Source organism: Ewingella sp. AOP8-B2-18, from assembly GCF_052376015.1.
Classification (GTDB): domain Bacteria; phylum Pseudomonadota; class Gammaproteobacteria; order Enterobacterales; family Enterobacteriaceae; genus Ewingella; species Ewingella allii.
This window is the reverse complement of the sequence record NZ_JBQSVB010000006.1, coordinates 39,233-54,729: the sequence shown is the minus strand read 5'-3', so window position 1 is coordinate 54,729 and position 15,497 is coordinate 39,233. Positions and strand designations below refer to the sequence as shown.

General features: G+C 54.2%; 14 protein-coding genes and 1 other annotated feature. Of the genes, 4 read left to right on the top strand and 10 right to left on the bottom strand.

Features of this window, described 5'->3' with window-relative positions:
- Window positions 1-44: 44 nt before the first annotated feature.
- The 5 genes from thrC to ACT3RR_RS13465 all read right to left on the bottom strand — a co-directional run bounded on the left by thrC (window position 45) and on the right by ACT3RR_RS13465 (window position 5,821).
- Window positions 45-1,334, bottom strand: a complete 1,290-nt coding sequence (gene thrC, locus ACT3RR_RS13485; protein ID WP_353503894.1) for a threonine synthase — start codon at window positions 1,332-1,334, stop codon at window positions 45-47.
- Window positions 1,335-1,337: 3 nt separating this feature from the next.
- Entirely contained in the window at window positions 1,338-2,267 is a 930-nt protein-coding gene (gene thrB, locus ACT3RR_RS13480) for a homoserine kinase (protein ID WP_496200503.1), read from the bottom strand.
- A 1-nt stretch (window position 2,268) separates the two neighbouring features.
- Window positions 2,269-4,728, bottom strand: a complete 2,460-nt coding sequence (gene thrA / locus ACT3RR_RS13475) for a bifunctional aspartate kinase/homoserine dehydrogenase I (RefSeq protein WP_496200502.1) — start codon at window positions 4,726-4,728, stop codon at window positions 2,269-2,271.
- A gap of 55 nt (window positions 4,729-4,783) precedes the next feature.
- Window positions 4,784-4,901 (bottom strand) — a sequence feature (Thr leader region).
- Window positions 4,840-4,902 (bottom strand): thr operon leader peptide, encoded by a 63-nt coding sequence (thrL, locus tag ACT3RR_RS13470; protein ID WP_229333726.1) that lies wholly within the window; start codon window positions 4,900-4,902, stop codon window positions 4,840-4,842. It overlaps the preceding feature by 62 nt.
- A 232-nt stretch (window positions 4,903-5,134) precedes the next feature.
- The gene (locus ACT3RR_RS13465) at window positions 5,135-5,821 is read right to left on the bottom strand and encodes a tRNA/rRNA methyltransferase (protein ID WP_353500942.1); all 687 of its coding nucleotides are present in this window, start codon (window positions 5,819-5,821) and stop codon (window positions 5,135-5,137) included.
- A gap of 664 nt (window positions 5,822-6,485) precedes the next feature.
- On the opposite strand from ACT3RR_RS13465, the gene arcA reads away from it, so the two are divergent.
- Window positions 6,486-7,202 carry a two-component system response regulator ArcA gene (gene arcA, locus ACT3RR_RS13460; protein ID WP_034787008.1) on the top strand — a complete coding sequence of 239 codons (717 nt, stop codon included), beginning with the start codon at window positions 6,486-6,488 and terminating at the stop codon, window positions 7,200-7,202.
- 84 nt (window positions 7,203-7,286) lie between these two features.
- Here the strand turns inward: arcA and creA are convergent, their stop codons facing one another.
- The gene (gene creA / locus ACT3RR_RS13455; RefSeq protein ID WP_353500941.1) at window positions 7,287-7,763 is read right to left on the bottom strand and encodes a protein CreA; all 477 of its coding nucleotides are present in this window, start codon (window positions 7,761-7,763) and stop codon (window positions 7,287-7,289) included.
- Between the two features lie 211 nt (window positions 7,764-7,974).
- Between creA and robA the strand changes: the two genes are divergently transcribed.
- Window positions 7,975-8,841, top strand: a complete 867-nt coding sequence (robA, locus tag ACT3RR_RS13450; RefSeq protein ID WP_353500940.1) for an MDR efflux pump AcrAB transcriptional activator RobA — start codon at window positions 7,975-7,977, stop codon at window positions 8,839-8,841.
- Between the two features lie 22 nt (window positions 8,842-8,863).
- Here robA and gpmB read toward each other — a convergent pair whose 3' ends face one another.
- Window positions 8,864-9,511: a 2,3-diphosphoglycerate-dependent phosphoglycerate mutase GpmB gene (gene gpmB / locus ACT3RR_RS13445; RefSeq protein ID WP_353500939.1), complete on the bottom strand. Its 648-nt coding sequence runs from the start codon at window positions 9,509-9,511 to the stop codon at window positions 8,864-8,866.
- Window positions 9,512-9,562: 51 nt separating this feature from the next.
- Between gpmB and yjjX the strand changes: the two genes are divergently transcribed.
- Window positions 9,563-10,096 (top strand): inosine/xanthosine triphosphatase, encoded by a 534-nt coding sequence (gene yjjX / locus ACT3RR_RS13440; RefSeq protein ID WP_034786997.1) that lies wholly within the window; start codon window positions 9,563-9,565, stop codon window positions 10,094-10,096.
- Between the two features lie 8 nt (window positions 10,097-10,104).
- Here yjjX and trpR read toward each other — a convergent pair whose 3' ends face one another.
- Window positions 10,105-10,449: a trp operon repressor gene (gene trpR / locus ACT3RR_RS13435; RefSeq protein ID WP_396131585.1), complete on the bottom strand. Its 345-nt coding sequence runs from the start codon at window positions 10,447-10,449 to the stop codon at window positions 10,105-10,107.
- 55 nt (window positions 10,450-10,504) lie between these two features.
- Complete coding sequence (gene sltY, locus ACT3RR_RS13430; protein WP_396131584.1) at window positions 10,505-12,433, bottom strand: murein transglycosylase; 1,929 nt, start codon at window positions 12,431-12,433, stop codon at window positions 10,505-10,507.
- A 420-nt stretch (window positions 12,434-12,853) separates the two neighbouring features.
- Here sltY and ettA point away from each other — a divergent pair, with 420 nt between their 5' ends.
- The gene (gene ettA / locus ACT3RR_RS13425; RefSeq protein ID WP_353500937.1) at window positions 12,854-14,521 is read left to right on the top strand and encodes an energy-dependent translational throttle protein EttA; all 1,668 of its coding nucleotides are present in this window, start codon (window positions 12,854-12,856) and stop codon (window positions 14,519-14,521) included.
- 44 nt (window positions 14,522-14,565) lie between these two features.
- On the opposite strand, the gene ACT3RR_RS13420 is transcribed toward ettA, so the two are convergent.
- A complete protein-coding gene (locus ACT3RR_RS13420) occupies window positions 14,566-15,486 on the bottom strand; it encodes a LysR family transcriptional regulator (protein ID WP_353500936.1) in 921 nt (306 codons plus the stop codon).
- Window positions 15,487-15,497 lie beyond the last annotated feature (11 nt).

Below are 15,497 nucleotides of genomic sequence, written 5' to 3'. Positions count from 1 at the left end.
GCCCTCGCAAGAGGGCTTTTTAGTCTCTAAAAGTCAGCAGATCGTTACTTTGGCAGCGCCATCAGGAAACGACGCATTTCGCTGAAATCAGCCGGCAAGTCGTGCGACAGCAGCGGAAGATCCGCGCGCTCCGCCAGCTCTTTCGGCAAATCAATGTCCTGACCCAGAATCGCCTCCACACTCTCCTTGAACTTGGCCGGATGCGCGGTGCCGATGAACAGGCCGAATTCGCCCGGTTGCAGTTGGTCGCGCAGCACGCGGTAGGCAATCGCGGCGTGAGGTTCAGAGATGTAGCCAATGTCCGCCAGCTCGCGCATCGCGTCTTCAGTGGTGTCATCGCTCACCGCGCCGAAGCCCAGGTCTTTCAGCTTCCAAATTTTGCGGCGGTACAGCTCTTCCACGCGCGGCCAGTTGTTTGGCTGGCTGACGTCCATCGCGTTGGATAATGTCGCCACCGTAGTTTTCGGCGCCCATTCGCCATTGGCGAGAAAGCGCGGCACGGTGTCATTGGCGTTGGTTGCTGCGATAAAGCGTTTGACCGGCAGCCCCAGTGATTTCGCCAGCAGACCAGCCGTCAGATCACCAAAATTGCCGCTCGGTACGGAGATAACCAGCTGGTTGCGCGCTTCCTGTGGCAGTTGCGCCACGGCTTCAAAGTAGTAGCAGATTTGCGCCAGCAAGCGACTGATGTTAATCGAGTTTGCTGAGTTCAGTTTCAGCTCATGCTTCAGCTCTTCATCATCAAATGCCTGCTTCACCAGTGCCTGACACTGGTCAAAGTCGCCGTCGATCGCCACGGTGTGGATGTTGTCACCCAGCGTACAGAACAGCTTCTCCTGCAACGGGCTGATTTTGCCTTTCGGGTAGAGGATAACGACACGCACGTTTTTCATGCCGTGGAAGGCGTGAGCGACGGCCGCGCCGGTGTCACCAGAGGTGGCGGTCAGAATGGTCACCGGCTGGTCGCCAGAAACCTGTGTCAGCACCTGCGCCATAAAGCGGCCGCCGAAGTCTTTGAACGCCAGAGTTGGGCCGTGGAACAGCTCCAGACAGGCAATATCGTCGGACACTTTGGCAACCGGCGCAGGGAAAGCAAAAGCACTTTTTACGCGCTGGTAGAGCTGGTCTTCTGGAATTTCATCACCAATGAACGCGGACAGAATGCGGCTGCTGCGGGTAACAAAGTCTTGATCCAGCAGGCCGTCGATGTCACTCAGCGCAAACTCAGGCAACTCGAGAGGAAAGAACAGGCCCTGCTGCTTTCCTAAACCTTGCTTAACGGCCTGAGCAAAGCTGACCTGCTCATTGTGGTCCTTCAGGTTGTACAGTTTCATCATTTATCCCAATAGTCTCGCGCCTGCGGTATCCAGACGACAAATATGAACAAAGCCTTCATCATTTTGCAGATAGTGATTCTGCAACCAGTCCGCCATACGTTTGGCGGTTGCGCTGTCGTTGCACACGGCAAACAGCGTCGGGCCGGAGCCTGAAATACCACAAGCCAGAGCGCCAATTTCTTCAGCGGCGGTGCGCGCCTCGGCAAAACCTGGAAGCAGGCGCGTGCGATAAGGCTCGGCAATTACGTCTTTCATTAATTTAGCAGCCAGTGCCGGTTGTTGCGTATGGCAGGCGTGAATGAAGCCAGCAAGATAGCGACCGTGGCTGATGCAGTCCTGACGGCGGTACTGGGCCGGTAGAATCGCGCGCGCTTCGGCGGTCGACACTTTGATGCCCGGATACGCCATCACCCACAGCCAATCATCAAAGCTCGGCACGTTTTGGCTGATCACACCCAGCTCTTCCAGCATCAGCTGGATGCCGCCGAGATAGCATGGCGCGACGTTGTCGAAGTGCACGCTGCCGGAAATGCGCCCTTCCAGCTCGCCCATCAGGGAAAGCATGGTGTTTTCATCCAGCGGCTTGCCGCAGAACTCGTTCATCGCCATCAAGCCAGCGACCACCGAACAGGCGCTAGAACCCAGGCCGGAGCCAATGGGCATATTCTTTTCCAGCGTCATGGCGACTGGGATCTCTTTACCGATTTCCTGACAGAAACGCTGCCAGCACTGGAAGACGATGTTGTCTTCCATGCGATCCGGTAACTTGGAGACGAAGCGACCTTCGCTTTTCAAACTGAACTCTGTCGCTGCCTCTACGCTCACGCAGTCGCCGAGCAGCGTGCCGTCAACCGGAGAAACCGCGGCGCCCAGCACGTCAAAACCGACGCTGACATTGCCAATTGAGGCAGGGGCATACACCTTAACCATATTAAACTCCTAACTTCCATGACAGCGTTCGCAAAAGATCGGCAAATACGCCGGCAGCAGTAACGTCATTGCCCGCGCCATAACCGCGTAAGACTAATGGCAGAGGCTGATAATAACGGCTGTAGAACGCCAACGCATTCTCGCCATTTTTCACTTTATACAGTGGATCGTTACCATCGACGGCCTCGATCTTCACCGTGCAGCGCCCCTCTTCGATAGCACCAACGTAGCGCAAAACCTTATCCTGTGCCGTGGCATCGGCCACGCGCTGGGCGAAATCAGCGTCCACCGTCGGCAGGCGGCTCACAAAGTCGGTCACGCTGCCTTCAGAGTCGAAGGATAACGGCAGAACGGATTCAACTTCAATATCAGAGAGTTCCAGTTTGTAACCGGCTTCACGGGCCAGAATCAACAGCTTGCGAGCTACGTCCATTCCTGACAGGTCATCACGCGGGTCTGGCTCGGTATAGCCCATATCACGCGCCTGCAGCGTGGCCTCGGACAGCGACATCCCCTCATCCAGCTTGCCGAAAATGTAGGACAGCGAGCCTGAAAGAATGCCGGAGAAGCGCACCAGCTCGTCACCCGCGTTGAGCAGGTTTTGCAGGTTTTCAATCACCGGCAGGCCCGCGCCGACGTTTGTGTCATAAAGGAATTTGCGGCGTGAATGCTCAGCCGCTTTACGCAACTGATAGTAATAGTTCATCGACGAGGTGTTGGCTTTCTTGTTTGGCGTCACGACGTGGAAGCCGTCAGCCAGGAAATCCGCATATTGATCAGCCACTTCTTGGCTCGAGGTACAGTCAACAATCACCGGGTTAAGTAAGTGATACTCTTTGACTAAACGAATCAGGCGGCCAAGGTTGAACGACTCTTTCGCCGCGCCCAGCTCGTCACTCCAGTTGTCCAAAGAGATGCCGTGAATGTTGGTCAGCATAGCGCGCGAGTTGGCGATGCCGCACACCCGCAGGTCAATATGCTTGGCCTTAAGCCACGCCTGCTGGCGGCGAACCTGCTCGATAAGCGCCCCACCGACGCCGCCGACGCCAATCAGGAACACTTCGATAACCTGATCGGTGTTGAACAGCATCTGATGGCTGACGCGAACGCCAGTGGTGGCGTCGTCATTGTTCACCACGACTGAGATTGAGCGCTCGGAGGAGCCTTGGGCGATAGCCACGATATTGATGTTGGCGCGAGCCAGCGCCGAGAAGAACTTGGCCGAGATGCCGCGCAGCGTGCGCATGCCGTCGCCAACGACCGAGATAACCGCCAGCTTCTCCATCACGTCCAGCGGCTCGAGCAGGCCGTCTTTCAGCTCCAGATAGAATTCGTCTTCCAGTGCGCGACGCGCGCGCTCCAGTTCGCCCTGAGGCACGCAGAAGCTGATGCTGTATTCAGAGGAGGACTGGGTGATCAGCACCACCGAAATGCCCGAGCGTGACATCACCGCGAACACCCGCGCCGCCATGCCGACCATGCCTTTCATGCCCGGCCCGGAGACATTGATCATCGCCATGTTGTTCAGGTTGGTGATGCCTTTGACCGGCGTATTGTCATCAAGGCTTTCGCTGCCAATCAGGGTGCCCGGCGCTTGCGGGTTGGTGGTGTTTTTAATCAGGCATGGAATTTGGAATTGGGCAATGGGCAGGATGGTGCGAGGGTGAAGGACTTTGGCGCCGAAGTAAGAAAGCTCCATCGCCTCTTGATAGGACATCGATTTTAACAAGCGAGCATCGGGCACGGTGCGCGGGTCACAGGTATAAACGCCATCGACGTCAGTCCAAATTTCGCAGCAGTCGGCGCGCAGACAGGCCGCCAATACCGCCGCCGAGTAGTCGGAGCCATTACGGCCCAGCACCACCAGCTCGCCTTTGTCATTACCGGCGGTGAAGCCCGCCATCAGCACGATATTATCAGCAGGAATACCGCTGGCGGCGATGCGCAGAGTCGATTCGTTGATATCAACGGTGGATTCCAGATAGCTACCCTGAGCCAGCAATTTTTCCACTGGGTTGATCACAGTGACGCCATAGCCTTTGGCGACGAATACGGCTTCCATGATGGCGATAGAGAGCTTTTCACCGCGGCAGATGATGGACGCGTTGACGCTATCAGGACACTGTCCTAACAGACTGATTCCATGCAGTAATTGCTTAAGCTGGCCGAACTCTTGCTCGATAAAGGTTTTCACTTTCGGCAAGTCGAAGCCCGGTACTTTCTCAGCAAGGCCGGTGATTAATTCGGAGAAAATGCGTTCTGCATCGCTCATGATTGGCTGGATCTCTTGCCCAGCAACCGTTCGCTCAATCATCGCGACGAGGTGGTTGGTAATTTTGGCCGGCGCAGAAAGTACCGTGGCAACCTGTCCCTGACGTGCATTGCTTTCCATGATGTCCGCGACGCGCAAGAAGCGTTCCGCGTTTGCTACTGAAGTCCCGCCAAATTTCAACACTCGCATTTCTGGTACTCTCCTGAAGCTCATTCGTAGATGACGATTCGTTAAAAAAGTCGCTAAAAAAAAAGCCCGCACTGTTTAGGTGCGGGCTTTTTTCTGTTTTTCCTGTACGCGTCAGCCCGCCCCGTAACCAGTGGTTTCGGTGGTGGTAATAATTGTTGTGTTCAGGCTGATCATTCGCATTTTTATTTTCTGTCTGTCTGTTTATATGTTGTGTTTTTTACTCTGTCTGCCCCTATTAGCTAAAGCATCAGGCACAACAAGTCAATTTTTTTCTGATTTTGCGCCAAGCGTCGCAATGAAATACAAACAGATTATTCTCTGCCAAAACGGCCTAAATCAGTGAAAAAGAGAGGTCGTGAGGCACAGGCCCGAGCATTTCCCCATACAAACCACGCTGCGCCTCAGATCACTTCGTCAGCTTTTTTTCGATGTCATGCAGCAAAGTGTGCAACATTGCAGCATCTCTTTGCTGTAAAAGTCCTACGCGCTGCTGCACCCAATCTGACAATTTTTGGTCGTTGCTGGCTTCTACCGCGTCCAATAAACGGTTAATTCTTGAGCGCAACGCACCCAACTGTCCGGCATCGGGTTGAACCGCCACGGGTGCCGAAATTTGGTTTAGCGCCGACAACTGATAGCAGAACACCATTACGGCCTGGCCAAGATTCAGCGAAGGATAATCCGCCACCATCGGCACGCCGGTGAGAATATCGGCCAGATCCAGCTCTTCATTGGTCAACCCAGAATCTTCCCGCCCGAAGACCAGCGCGGCGTTGCTTATCCATCCACGCTTCTCCTCTAACTGGCCGAGCAGCTCCACAGGCGTGCTGTAGTAGTGGAAACGGGCGCGGCTGCGCGCTGTGGTCGCCACGGTGAAATCGATATCGGCCAGCGCCGCCTCAAGCGTCTCGAAATGTTGCGCATTATGCAGAATCTCATTGGACGCGTGCGCCACCCACCCCGCCTCGGGTTGCAGATGAGCCTGACTGTCGACAATACGCAATGACGCGAACCCCATGGTTTTCATTGCTCGTGCCGCTGCGCCGACATTTTCAGGCCGCGCCGGGGAAACCAAAATAATATGAAGTTGCATCAGTCCTCTGAATGTTCGTATTGGAATATCTGCGGTCGATCTTAAGTGAGCTTTTAATTGAGTAAAAGTGACTTCTCAAAATGATCAACTTTTCACATAAACTTAACAGTCAAATATGGGCTAATAACTAAATGCCGTAAAATCTGCCATTAGCCAGAAAATAGAAATGAACCACTACTACATGACTTATAAAATTAAATAAGCCTTACTAATCATATTGATATATTGAATGATTAGAATCAATTCTCTCAATATAGTGGGCGGAAATTATAACCTGCTGAATCGTGACCAATTTTGCGCAAAATGTGACTTAACCGTGCATTCCTATAAGTGTTTTTCACTAAAGTGTTACCGTGCTACAATTGAATTTGATATATGTCAACAAAGCGTAGTTTTGTTGGGTGGTAATGTCGGCACTCGCTGTTATATTGCTGTTAATAGGGTTAGGATAAGCGCCATTCCAGCACCCAATAGGAAGTCACAAAGTGGGCTTCGCGACAGAGCTGGCGACGACATTGGTGTTGATGTAAAGCGCATCAGAAACGCATTTACGTACTTTAGTCATGTAACGAGTGAGATAGCGCATTCGCTGTCAAAATTCATCGGAATAACAAGGACTTCTGTACTCCTATTTTCAATTTGTTGGCAATCTTAGGTAGCAAACATGCAGACTCCTCATATCCTGATCGTCGAAGACGAGTTAGTGACCCGTAATACGCTAAAAAGTATTTTTGAAGCAGAAGGCTACATGGTGCATGAAGCCAATGATGGTGCAGAAATGCACAACATCTTGTCGGAACATGACATCAATCTGGTCATCATGGACATCAACCTGCCAGGTAAAAATGGCTTGCTGCTGGCCCGTGAACTGCGCGAACAAGCCAGCGTTGCCCTGATGTTCCTGACCGGCCGCGACAATGAAGTCGACAAGATCCTCGGTCTGGAAATCGGTGCTGATGATTACATCACCAAACCTTTTAACCCGCGTGAACTGACTATCCGTGCACGCAATCTGCTCTCCCGTACCATGAATCTGAGCACCACCGGTGAAGAACGTCGTCTGGTAGAAAGCTACAAATTCAACGGTTGGGAACTGGACATCAACAGCCGTTCGCTGGTGAGCCCGGCTGGCGAGCAATACAAGCTGCCGCGCAGTGAATTCCGCGCGATGCTGCATTTCTGTGAGAATCCGGGCAAAATTCAAACCCGTGGTGACTTACTGAAGAAAATGACCGGCCGTGAGCTTAAGCCTCATGACCGTACCGTTGACGTCACTATCCGTCGCATTCGTAAACACTTCGAAGCCACCCCGGATACCCCAGAAATCATCGCCACCATTCATGGTGAAGGCTATCGTTTCTGTGGTGATTTAGAAGACTAAGCGGCAGGTTGCCAACCCTGTTGTCAGTCATCGTCAATGAAAAAGGCCAGCATATGCTGGCCTTTTCTTTTGGGAATCAGGCGACTAGCGAGAACCCCAAGGGATGATTGGCACCGCGCTAAGGGCATTTTTTGGCGAGCCGTCGACCACTTTGTCGGAATAGCTCAGGTAAATAAGCGCATTGCGAGTAGCATCATAAAAACGTACCACCTGCAGCTTTTTGAATATCAGCGAGGTGCGTTTCTGGAACACCACCGTCCCCTTATCTTTACCCTGCTTAATCTTATCGCTGAGTTCGATTGGCCCAACCTGCTGGCAAGAGATTGCAGCGTCAGAGGTGTCTTCGGCCAGCCCTAAGCCGCCTTTTATCCCGCCCGTTTTGGCCCGACTGATATAACAGGTTACATTTTTAATATCAGGATCATCAAAGGCTTCAACCACAATTTTGTGGTCTGGACCTAGGAATTTGAACACGGTATCCACCGAGCCCACCTGCTCCGCATACGCCGAATTGGAACAAATCAAGAACAGTCCAAAAACAAAAATACAACACTTTTTCATTAGGTTACTCCGCAGCACGCTGCTAATGGTGAGATCAAGCAAAGACGATATTAAACAAAGCCCTTGCTCACAATTTGTAGTAGGAATATTCGGTTAGCTGAGCAAAAAGCACGTTTAGCTAAAAAAATCTTAAGAAGTCTTAAGCAGAAAAAGTTGCTATTATGCGGCGTCAACATTCTGTGCATTTATCTTAGTTCAACGAGGACGATCTATGGATCAAGCAGGAATCATTCGTGATCTTCTCAGCTGGTTAGAAACCCATTTAGACCAGCCGTTATCACTCGACAACGTCGCAGCCAAAGCCGGATATTCGAAATGGCACCTGCAACGTATGTTTAAGGATGTCACGAGTAACGCAATTGGTGCTTACATTCGTGCTCGTCGCCTGTCAAAAGCTGCCGTCGCTCTGCGATTGACCAGCCGACCAATTTTGGATATTGCCCTGCAATACCGTTTTGATTCTCAGCAGACGTTTACTCGCGCATTCAAAAAACAGTTCGCACAGACGCCCGCGCTTTACCGTCGTTCAGAAGATTGGCACTCCTTCGGGATCTGCCCGCCGATTCGCCTTGGCGCTTTCATTTTGCCACAGCCCGAGTTCGTCTCGCTGCCGGAGCAAAATCTGATCGGCATTACGCAGAGCTACTCCTGTACGCTGGAACAGATCACCACTTACCGTAATGAAATGCGCCTGCATTTCTGGCGTCAGTACATTGGTGAAGCCAAAACCTTGCCGCCGGTACTCTACGGTTTGCACCACTCTCGCCCGAGTCAGGAAAAAGATGACGAGCAGGAAGTGTTGTACACCACGGCCATCGAACCGAAGCATCTGCCAGAGAATGTGGAAGGTCAACCGATTGTCGTGCAGGAAGGTGAATACGCGATGTTCCACTACAAAGGTTCACCGGAACTGTTGCAGGAATTCATCCTAACGCTGTACGGAACCTGTCTGCCGTCGCTGAAAATGACGCGCAGAAAGGGACAAGACATTGAGCGATTCTATACCAAACATAAAGTGCCGAGCGCCACGCCGCCGACCGAAATAGAATGCGATTATCTTATCCCTATTCGCCGTTAATTCTGCTGTAAGGCTGCCGCGTTTAGCGCTGCAGCTCATCTAATGCGGGCTGATCCAGATGCGAAATATCGCCCGCCGTCTCCACAATCCAGCCAGACGCCAGCCACGCACTTTCCTGATGATCCACACGCGAAATGGAACAGTTGCGCAGGCGCAGGCGGCGCTCGGCATAAGGCTCAAGCCCTAAAATCGTGCTGATAAGGCAACCCAGCGCGATGCCGTGGCTCACCAGCAGCGGTTTACTGCCCGCCGGTAAATCAAGGCAGCTGTCGAGTGCAGAGCGCATACGCTCGGCCAGCTCAATCATACTCTCGCCCTGTGGAATGCGGCCATCCGGCGTGCCATCAACCATCTGCTTACGCCAGGTTTCTTCGTCAGCACTCAGGCCATCCAAATTACGGGTTTCCAGCACGCCCATGTGCAGCTCGCGCAGACGCGGCTCCTCGGTGACAGCGCAACCACAGGCGTCAGCGATGATTTGCGCCGTGGCGCGAGTACGCCCCAGATCGCTGGTGATGACGTGCGTGATGCCTTCGCGGCGCACGCGCTCGGCCACCTGCTGTGCCTGAAAAATGCCCTTTTGGGTCAACGGACTGTCTGACTGTCCCTGAATCTTGCGTGCTGCATTCCATTCGGTTTCGCCATGACGGACGAGATATACCTGTAACATGAGTGTTTTCCGTTATACTGCGTGAAATTTGCTAAAGGATGCTCAAACTCTATGTACCACGTTGTCGCTGCAACCACTAACCCGGCAAAAATTAAAGCTATTGCTCTGGCATTTGAGGACATTTTTGGTACTGACTCGTTCCGTATCGAAGGCGTAGATGTCGACAGCGGCGTGTCCAATCAACCCATCGGCAGCAGCGAAACCCGCACTGGTGCCAGACACCGCGTCATTAGCGCACGACAGGTGCGCCCAGAGGCGGATTTTTGGGTTGGCATAGAAGCCGGTATTGAAGACAACATGACCTTCGCCTGGATGGTCATCGAAAACATGCATCAACGCGGTGAATCCCGTTCAGCCAGCCTGATGCTGCCTGAAATTATATTACAAGAGATCAACCAAGGCAGTGAATTGGGCGATGAAATGGAAAAATTGACGGGAATTGCCGAAGTTAAACGCAAAGGCGGGGCGATTGGCATTTTTACCGCCGGCAAACTGACCCGCACCAGCGTCTATCATCAAGCTTTAGTGTTGGCGTTAGCGCCCTTCCATAACGCGGTGTATCAAGTCAGAGTGCAAACGCACTGACGCCTGCGTCAGACGTCTTTACTGACTTCGTCCGGGCCTAATAATTGTGTGCCGAGCCAGGCTTTCAGCGTGGCCGGTGCGTTTTTCAAGCCGTTAGACCCTCGGGTGATCGTTGCAATCCCTGCCCCCAATTGATTCTTCAACTCTCGCTGGCTCAGCTCGCCACGCATCAACTCCTGAACAATTCTGACACGCGTGCCTAAGGCAGCCCGTTCATCGGGCGTCAGCAGCAATTGCAGCAGTTCGTGGTGGAGATTTTCAGCGAAAGATTGCTGTAACAGCGCCATAAAGCACTGCCAGTCCTCATTGCCTTGTTGGGAAAGAGCGGGATCGATTACCGGAGTTTGGGTCATGTCATGGCTGCCATACTATTAAACTAGTACGGCAGCATAACATAGCTGTTAAAAATCAGTAACGCCTCTGCCATTCGGCATCGGTTAAAACTTTCGCCGGCTGATGCAAAAAGTAGCGATAAAATGCGTCATATGCCAACACATTTTTAACATATCGCCGAGTTTCGGAGAAAGGGATACTTTCGATAAAGGCCACGGCGTCGATTTGGCCCGCGCTGTTGCCCAACCAGGTGTTCACGCGCGATGGACCGGCGTTATAGGCGGCGCTGGACAAAATACGGTTGCGCCCGAACTGCTGATAGACATATTCCAGATAGTTGGTGCCAATCAGAATATTGGTCTGTGGATCGAACAGCTGGCTTGGGCTGCTGTATCCCGGCAGATTAAACATCTGCACCGTGTGCTGCGCCGTGGCAGGCATCACTTGCATCAGGCCAGAGGCGCCCACCGGTGAGCGAGCTTCCGGGTTCCACGCGCTTTCCTGACGCGCAATCGCCATCGCGTAGCTCTGGGTAATGCCTTTATCGTCCGTCGCTTGTTTAAATTCAGGGGCCCACGCCAGCGGGAAGCGCTCCTCGAGATAATCCCACAGCTTGCCGGCAATGGTCGCCTGCACGCTGAGATCGGCCCAGTTGCGCTCGAAGGCGTAACGCGCCAGCGCCGACTGCTGCTCTTTGCTGCGGCTAAGCACCAGATAGGTCCATTCGGTGCGCGCCAGGTTGTCCATGTGCCAGTACATCAGCTCGCGCACGCGGGCGATTTCAGGCAGTGAAGCAAAGCTGGCGTCCGGTTTGGCGGCGACAGACACCTGTATTGGATAAGGCACGCCCAGCTTTTGCGCGGCGGCCATTGGATAGAAGCCACGCCCCTGCATCAGCGTGCGCAACATCGCCTCGCCCTGCTGGCGTTTACCTTGGTCAATCAGCACCGAGGCTTCCCAGTAGCGCCATTCATCTTCCTGCTGAGCATCAGCAGGCAGGCGATCCATCCACTGGCTCAGCCCTTGGCGATCCCCGGCGGCCAGCGCCATGCGAATTCGGCGCTCCACCAGCGAGGTCGAATGGCTGCGCAGAATCACGCTATCGCGCCATTTGGCCTGCTCTGGCGTCGCGGTGCTGCCCATCAGCTGCCACGCCACGGCCTCTTCAAGCTCGAGGCGGTCACTGTCGCTCATCTTCTGCAAGCGAGCCAAAATCGGCAGCATCGAGCGGGCGTTTTCCACGTCTTCACGGGCAATGCGGCTAAAAGCGATCGCCACGGCATTACGGGTGAAATCGGTCGGCCCGACGCTGCGGGCAAAGCTTTCAATGCTGTTCGGGTCGCTTTGCAGTTTCAGCAAGGCGTCGCGCATAGTCTGGTAGTCGTCAGGCAGCTGCTTGGCGAGGAAATTCACCAGATTGCTGTTGCCCTGCTTCATCGCCAAACCAATGCGTTGCAGGGTCACTAGCGCCGTCTGATTGCCGCCCTGCTGCCACAGGCTAAACAGCTTGTCGCAGGCGTTCGGCAGCGAGGTGCCGGTTAGCCAGATGTCTTTCGCCGCGTTCAGCGCGGTTTGCTGATCGCCCGTCGACCATTTGGCGTAATAGTAGTTACAGCGCGCGGCCACCGGCTTTGGCGGCTGCGGGCTGAAGGTGAGCAAGCCCGTCCAGTCTTGACGATTGGCCAACTCATTGACGAAGCGTGACGGCAGAGAACGCGCCGGAGGCAAAGTAGGATGAGACTGCACGAAGCTGCTGATCTGCTGCGGCGTCGCCAGACTTAAGTCCTGCGTCAACTGACGGTATTCCAAATAAGGATAAAGCGGATAATCCTTCAGGGTTGGCATCAGCTGATTAACCACGTCCATCTGGTTATTGTCCCACGCCTGCTTGATTTGCATATAACGCTGGCGCTGAGCGTCCAATGAGTCCGCTTTTGCGACTCCAGAAACGGCCACCAACAACATGCCTGCTGCCAAAAGATACCCTTTGTCCACCTTGACCATACTTGCCTTTATCCTCGCTGGTTGTATTGCTGACTGCCAAACAGGGTGCAGCCTTCGTCGCTCATCAATGACGAATCAAGGCCGCAATGCGTAGACACCAACTACGCTAATCGATTCATTTTTAAAATTGAAGTCATGCGTACACAGCATCACAAACTTTACACAGTGTGGTGCAAGCCGCGCGCAGATACCAGACGACAGCAAGCCGATTTCTCTCCCGCACGATCATTTTTCATCTTTAAAGGAGATTATTGGCGTCCTGTGAGGTTCGATGGTTGGGAAGCGTAGCGAAACAGGCTAAACTTCGCAGTCGGAACACTTATCAGTCATGCCGTTTACGGCGGGGCTGACTTTAATCCGCCGCAGCGCCTGCTTGTTGCAGACAGCGCGCGGCTCGCATAGAAAGAGGCTCAAAACAACGTGGCTCAATACGTATACTCAATGCATCGCCTCGGCAAAGTGGTTCCGCCGAAGCGTCACATTCTTAAAAACATCTCCCTGAGTTTCTTCCCTGGCGCTAAAATCGGCGTACTGGGTCTTAACGGTTCTGGTAAATCCACCTTACTGCGCATCATGGCCGGTATTGATACCGACATCGAAGGCGAAGCTCGCCCGCAGCCGGACCTGAAAATCGGCTACCTGCCTCAGGAGCCTCAGCTCAACATGGAGCACACCGTCCGCGAGTCAGTGGAAGAAGCGGTTTCAGAAGTCGTCGGCGCGTTAAAACGCCTTGATGAAGTCTATGCTCTCTACGCAGACCCGGATGCAGATTTCGACAAACTGGCTGCTGAGCAAGGCAGGCTGGAAGAGATCATTCAGGCACACGACGGTCACAACCTGAACACCCAGCTGGAGCGCGCTGCTGATGCCCTGCGTCTGCCAGACTGGGACGCCAAAGTGGCCACCCTGTCCGGTGGTGAGCGCCGCCGCGTGGCGCTGTGCCGCCTGCTGCTTGAAAAGCCAGAAATGCTGCTGCTCGACGAACCGACCAACCACTTGGACGCCGAGTCCGTGGCCTGGCTGGAACGCTTCCTGCACGACTTCGAAGGCACCGTGGTGGCGATCACCCACGACCGTTACTTCCTCGACAACGTTGCGGGTTGGATTCTGGAGCTTGACCGTGGTGAAGGTATTCCATGGGAAGGCAACTACTCCACCTGGCTGGAGCAGAAAGATGAACGTCTGGCGCAGGAAGCGTCTTCTGAAGCGGCGCGTCGTAAATCTATCGAGAAAGAGCTGGAGTGGGTGCGTCAGGGCGCGAAAGGCCGTCAGTCTAAGGGCAAAGCCCGTCTGGCACGCTTCGAAGAGCTAAACAGCACGGAATACCAGAAACGTAACGAAACCAACGAATTGTTCATTCCACCTGGTCCACGCTTAGGCGACAAAGTGGTCGAAGTGAAGAATCTGAGCAAATCCTACGGCGACCGCGTTCTGATTGACGACCTCTCCTTCTCCGTACCGAAAGGCGCGATCGTCGGTATTATCGGTCCAAACGGCGCGGGTAAATCTACCCTGTTCCGCATGATGTCTGGTCAAGAGCAGCCAAACGGCGGCACCATTGAACTGGGCGACACCGTGAAACTGGCCTCTGTCGATCAGTTCCGTGACGCGATGGACAACAGCAAAACCGTGTGGGAAGAAGTGTCCGGTGGTCAAGACATCATGCGCATCGGCACCACCGAAATGCCAAGCCGCGCCTACGTTGGCCGCTTCAACTTCAAAGGTGTTGATCAGGGCAAACGCGTCGGCGAGCTGTCCGGTGGTGAGCGCGGTCGTCTGCACTTGGCGAAACTGCTGCAAGTGGGCGGCAACATGCTGCTGCTCGATGAGCCAACCAACGACCTCGACATCGAAACCCTGCGCGCGCTGGAAAACGCCTTATTGGAGTTCCCGGGCTGCGCCATGGTCATTTCCCATGACCGCTGGTTCCTCGACCGTATCGCGACTCACATCCTTGATTACCAGGATGAAGGTAAAGTTGAATTCTTCGAAGGTAACTTCACCGAATACGAAGAGTACAAAAAACGCACGCTGGGCGCTGACGCACTTGAACCTAAGCGTATTAAATACAAGAAGATGATCAAATAAGTCCCGATCCTTTGCTTGATGAAAGGCCCGGAAACGGGCCTTTTTTATTGCTCCGCTTTAACCGCCAACGCCTCGCTGTAGCTTTTCGCAAAGCCATACTCTTCCAGCATAAAATCGATAAAACAGGCCAGCGCTGGTGAGTTCAACTTACGGCTCGGGTAGACCAAATAGAGGTCATTGCCCTCGGCCTCCCACTCGGGCAACACCCGCACCAGTAGCCCTTTCGCCACCTCGTCATGACATAAAAACGCCGGTAGCAGCGTGATCCCCGCCCCTTCCACCGCGCATTCGCGAGCATAGAGCAGGTTGTCGGTGGAGTGCGCCCCCGGCAGCAGCCAGCGATGATAAGTCTCGCCGCGATGCAGCACCCACTCCGCCCACGCCCGGTGCGCGATACAGTGGTGCGACGCCAATTGCTGCGGATGCGCCAGCGGCGGGTGTGCCGCGAGATAGGCCGGGGAGGCCAAGAGATAGCGCGGGCTGTGGCCCAGCTCGCGGCCAATCAGCGACGAGTCCTGCGGCTTGCCGGTGCGCAGCGCCAAATCGAAGCCTTCCTGCACTAAGTCCACCATGGCATCCGACACCGACACTTCCAGCGACACGTCTGGATAACGCTTTTGAAACTCGACGTTCATGCGCGCCAGCAGCGTCGCACCCAGTCCCGCCGGGCTGGTGATGCGCAGGCGGCCGCTGGGATTGTCCCGCAGACGGCGGATCGCCAGCTCGGCGCGTTCGCTCGCCAGCATCATCTCTTGGCAGTGAATCAAATAGCGCTCACCGGCGAAGGTCAGGTTGAGCTGCCGCGTGGTGCGGTTCAGTAAGCGAATGCCCACTGACTTCTCCAACTGGCTCACGCGCTGGCTGACGCTCGACTTGGGCAACCCCGCGCGTTCGGCGGCGGCGGTAAAGCTGCCGCACTCGGCGACCAAGGCAAACAGCGCCATATCCTGCAATTGTTTGAACATGATTGTTCACC

Excerpts from the sequence above, each read along its gene's own strand:
- thrC (WP_353503894.1), bottom strand. The coding sequence starts at position 1,334 with ATGAAACTGTACAACCTGAAGGACCACAATGAGCAGGTCAGCTTTGCT.
- gpmB (WP_353500939.1), bottom strand. The coding sequence starts at position 9,511 with ATGTTACAGGTATATCTCGTCCGTCATGGCGAAACCGAATGGAATGCA.
- thrA (WP_496200502.1), bottom strand. The coding sequence starts at position 4,728 with ATGCGAGTGTTGAAATTTGGCGGGACTTCAGTAGCAAACGCGGAACGC.
- yjjX (WP_034786997.1), top strand. The coding sequence starts at position 9,563 with ATGTACCACGTTGTCGCTGCAACCACTAACCCGGCAAAAATTAAAGCT.
- arcA (WP_034787008.1), top strand. The coding sequence starts at position 6,486 with ATGCAGACTCCTCATATCCTGATCGTCGAAGACGAGTTAGTGACCCGT.
- robA (WP_353500940.1), top strand. The coding sequence starts at position 7,975 with ATGGATCAAGCAGGAATCATTCGTGATCTTCTCAGCTGGTTAGAAACC.
- thrB (WP_496200503.1), bottom strand. The coding sequence starts at position 2,267 with ATGGTTAAGGTGTATGCCCCTGCCTCAATTGGCAATGTCAGCGTCGGT.
- creA (WP_353500941.1), bottom strand. The coding sequence starts at position 7,763 with ATGAAAAAGTGTTGTATTTTTGTTTTTGGACTGTTCTTGATTTGTTCC.
- sltY (WP_396131584.1), bottom strand. The coding sequence starts at position 12,433 with ATGGTCAAGGTGGACAAAGGGTATCTTTTGGCAGCAGGCATGTTGTTG.
- ACT3RR_RS13420 (WP_353500936.1), bottom strand. The coding sequence starts at position 15,486 with ATGTTCAAACAATTGCAGGATATGGCGCTGTTTGCCTTGGTCGCCGAG.
- trpR (WP_396131585.1), bottom strand. The coding sequence starts at position 10,449 with ATGACCCAAACTCCGGTAATCGATCCCGCTCTTTCCCAACAAGGCAAT.
- ACT3RR_RS13465 (WP_353500942.1), bottom strand. The coding sequence starts at position 5,821 with ATGCAACTTCATATTATTTTGGTTTCCCCGGCGCGGCCTGAAAATGTC.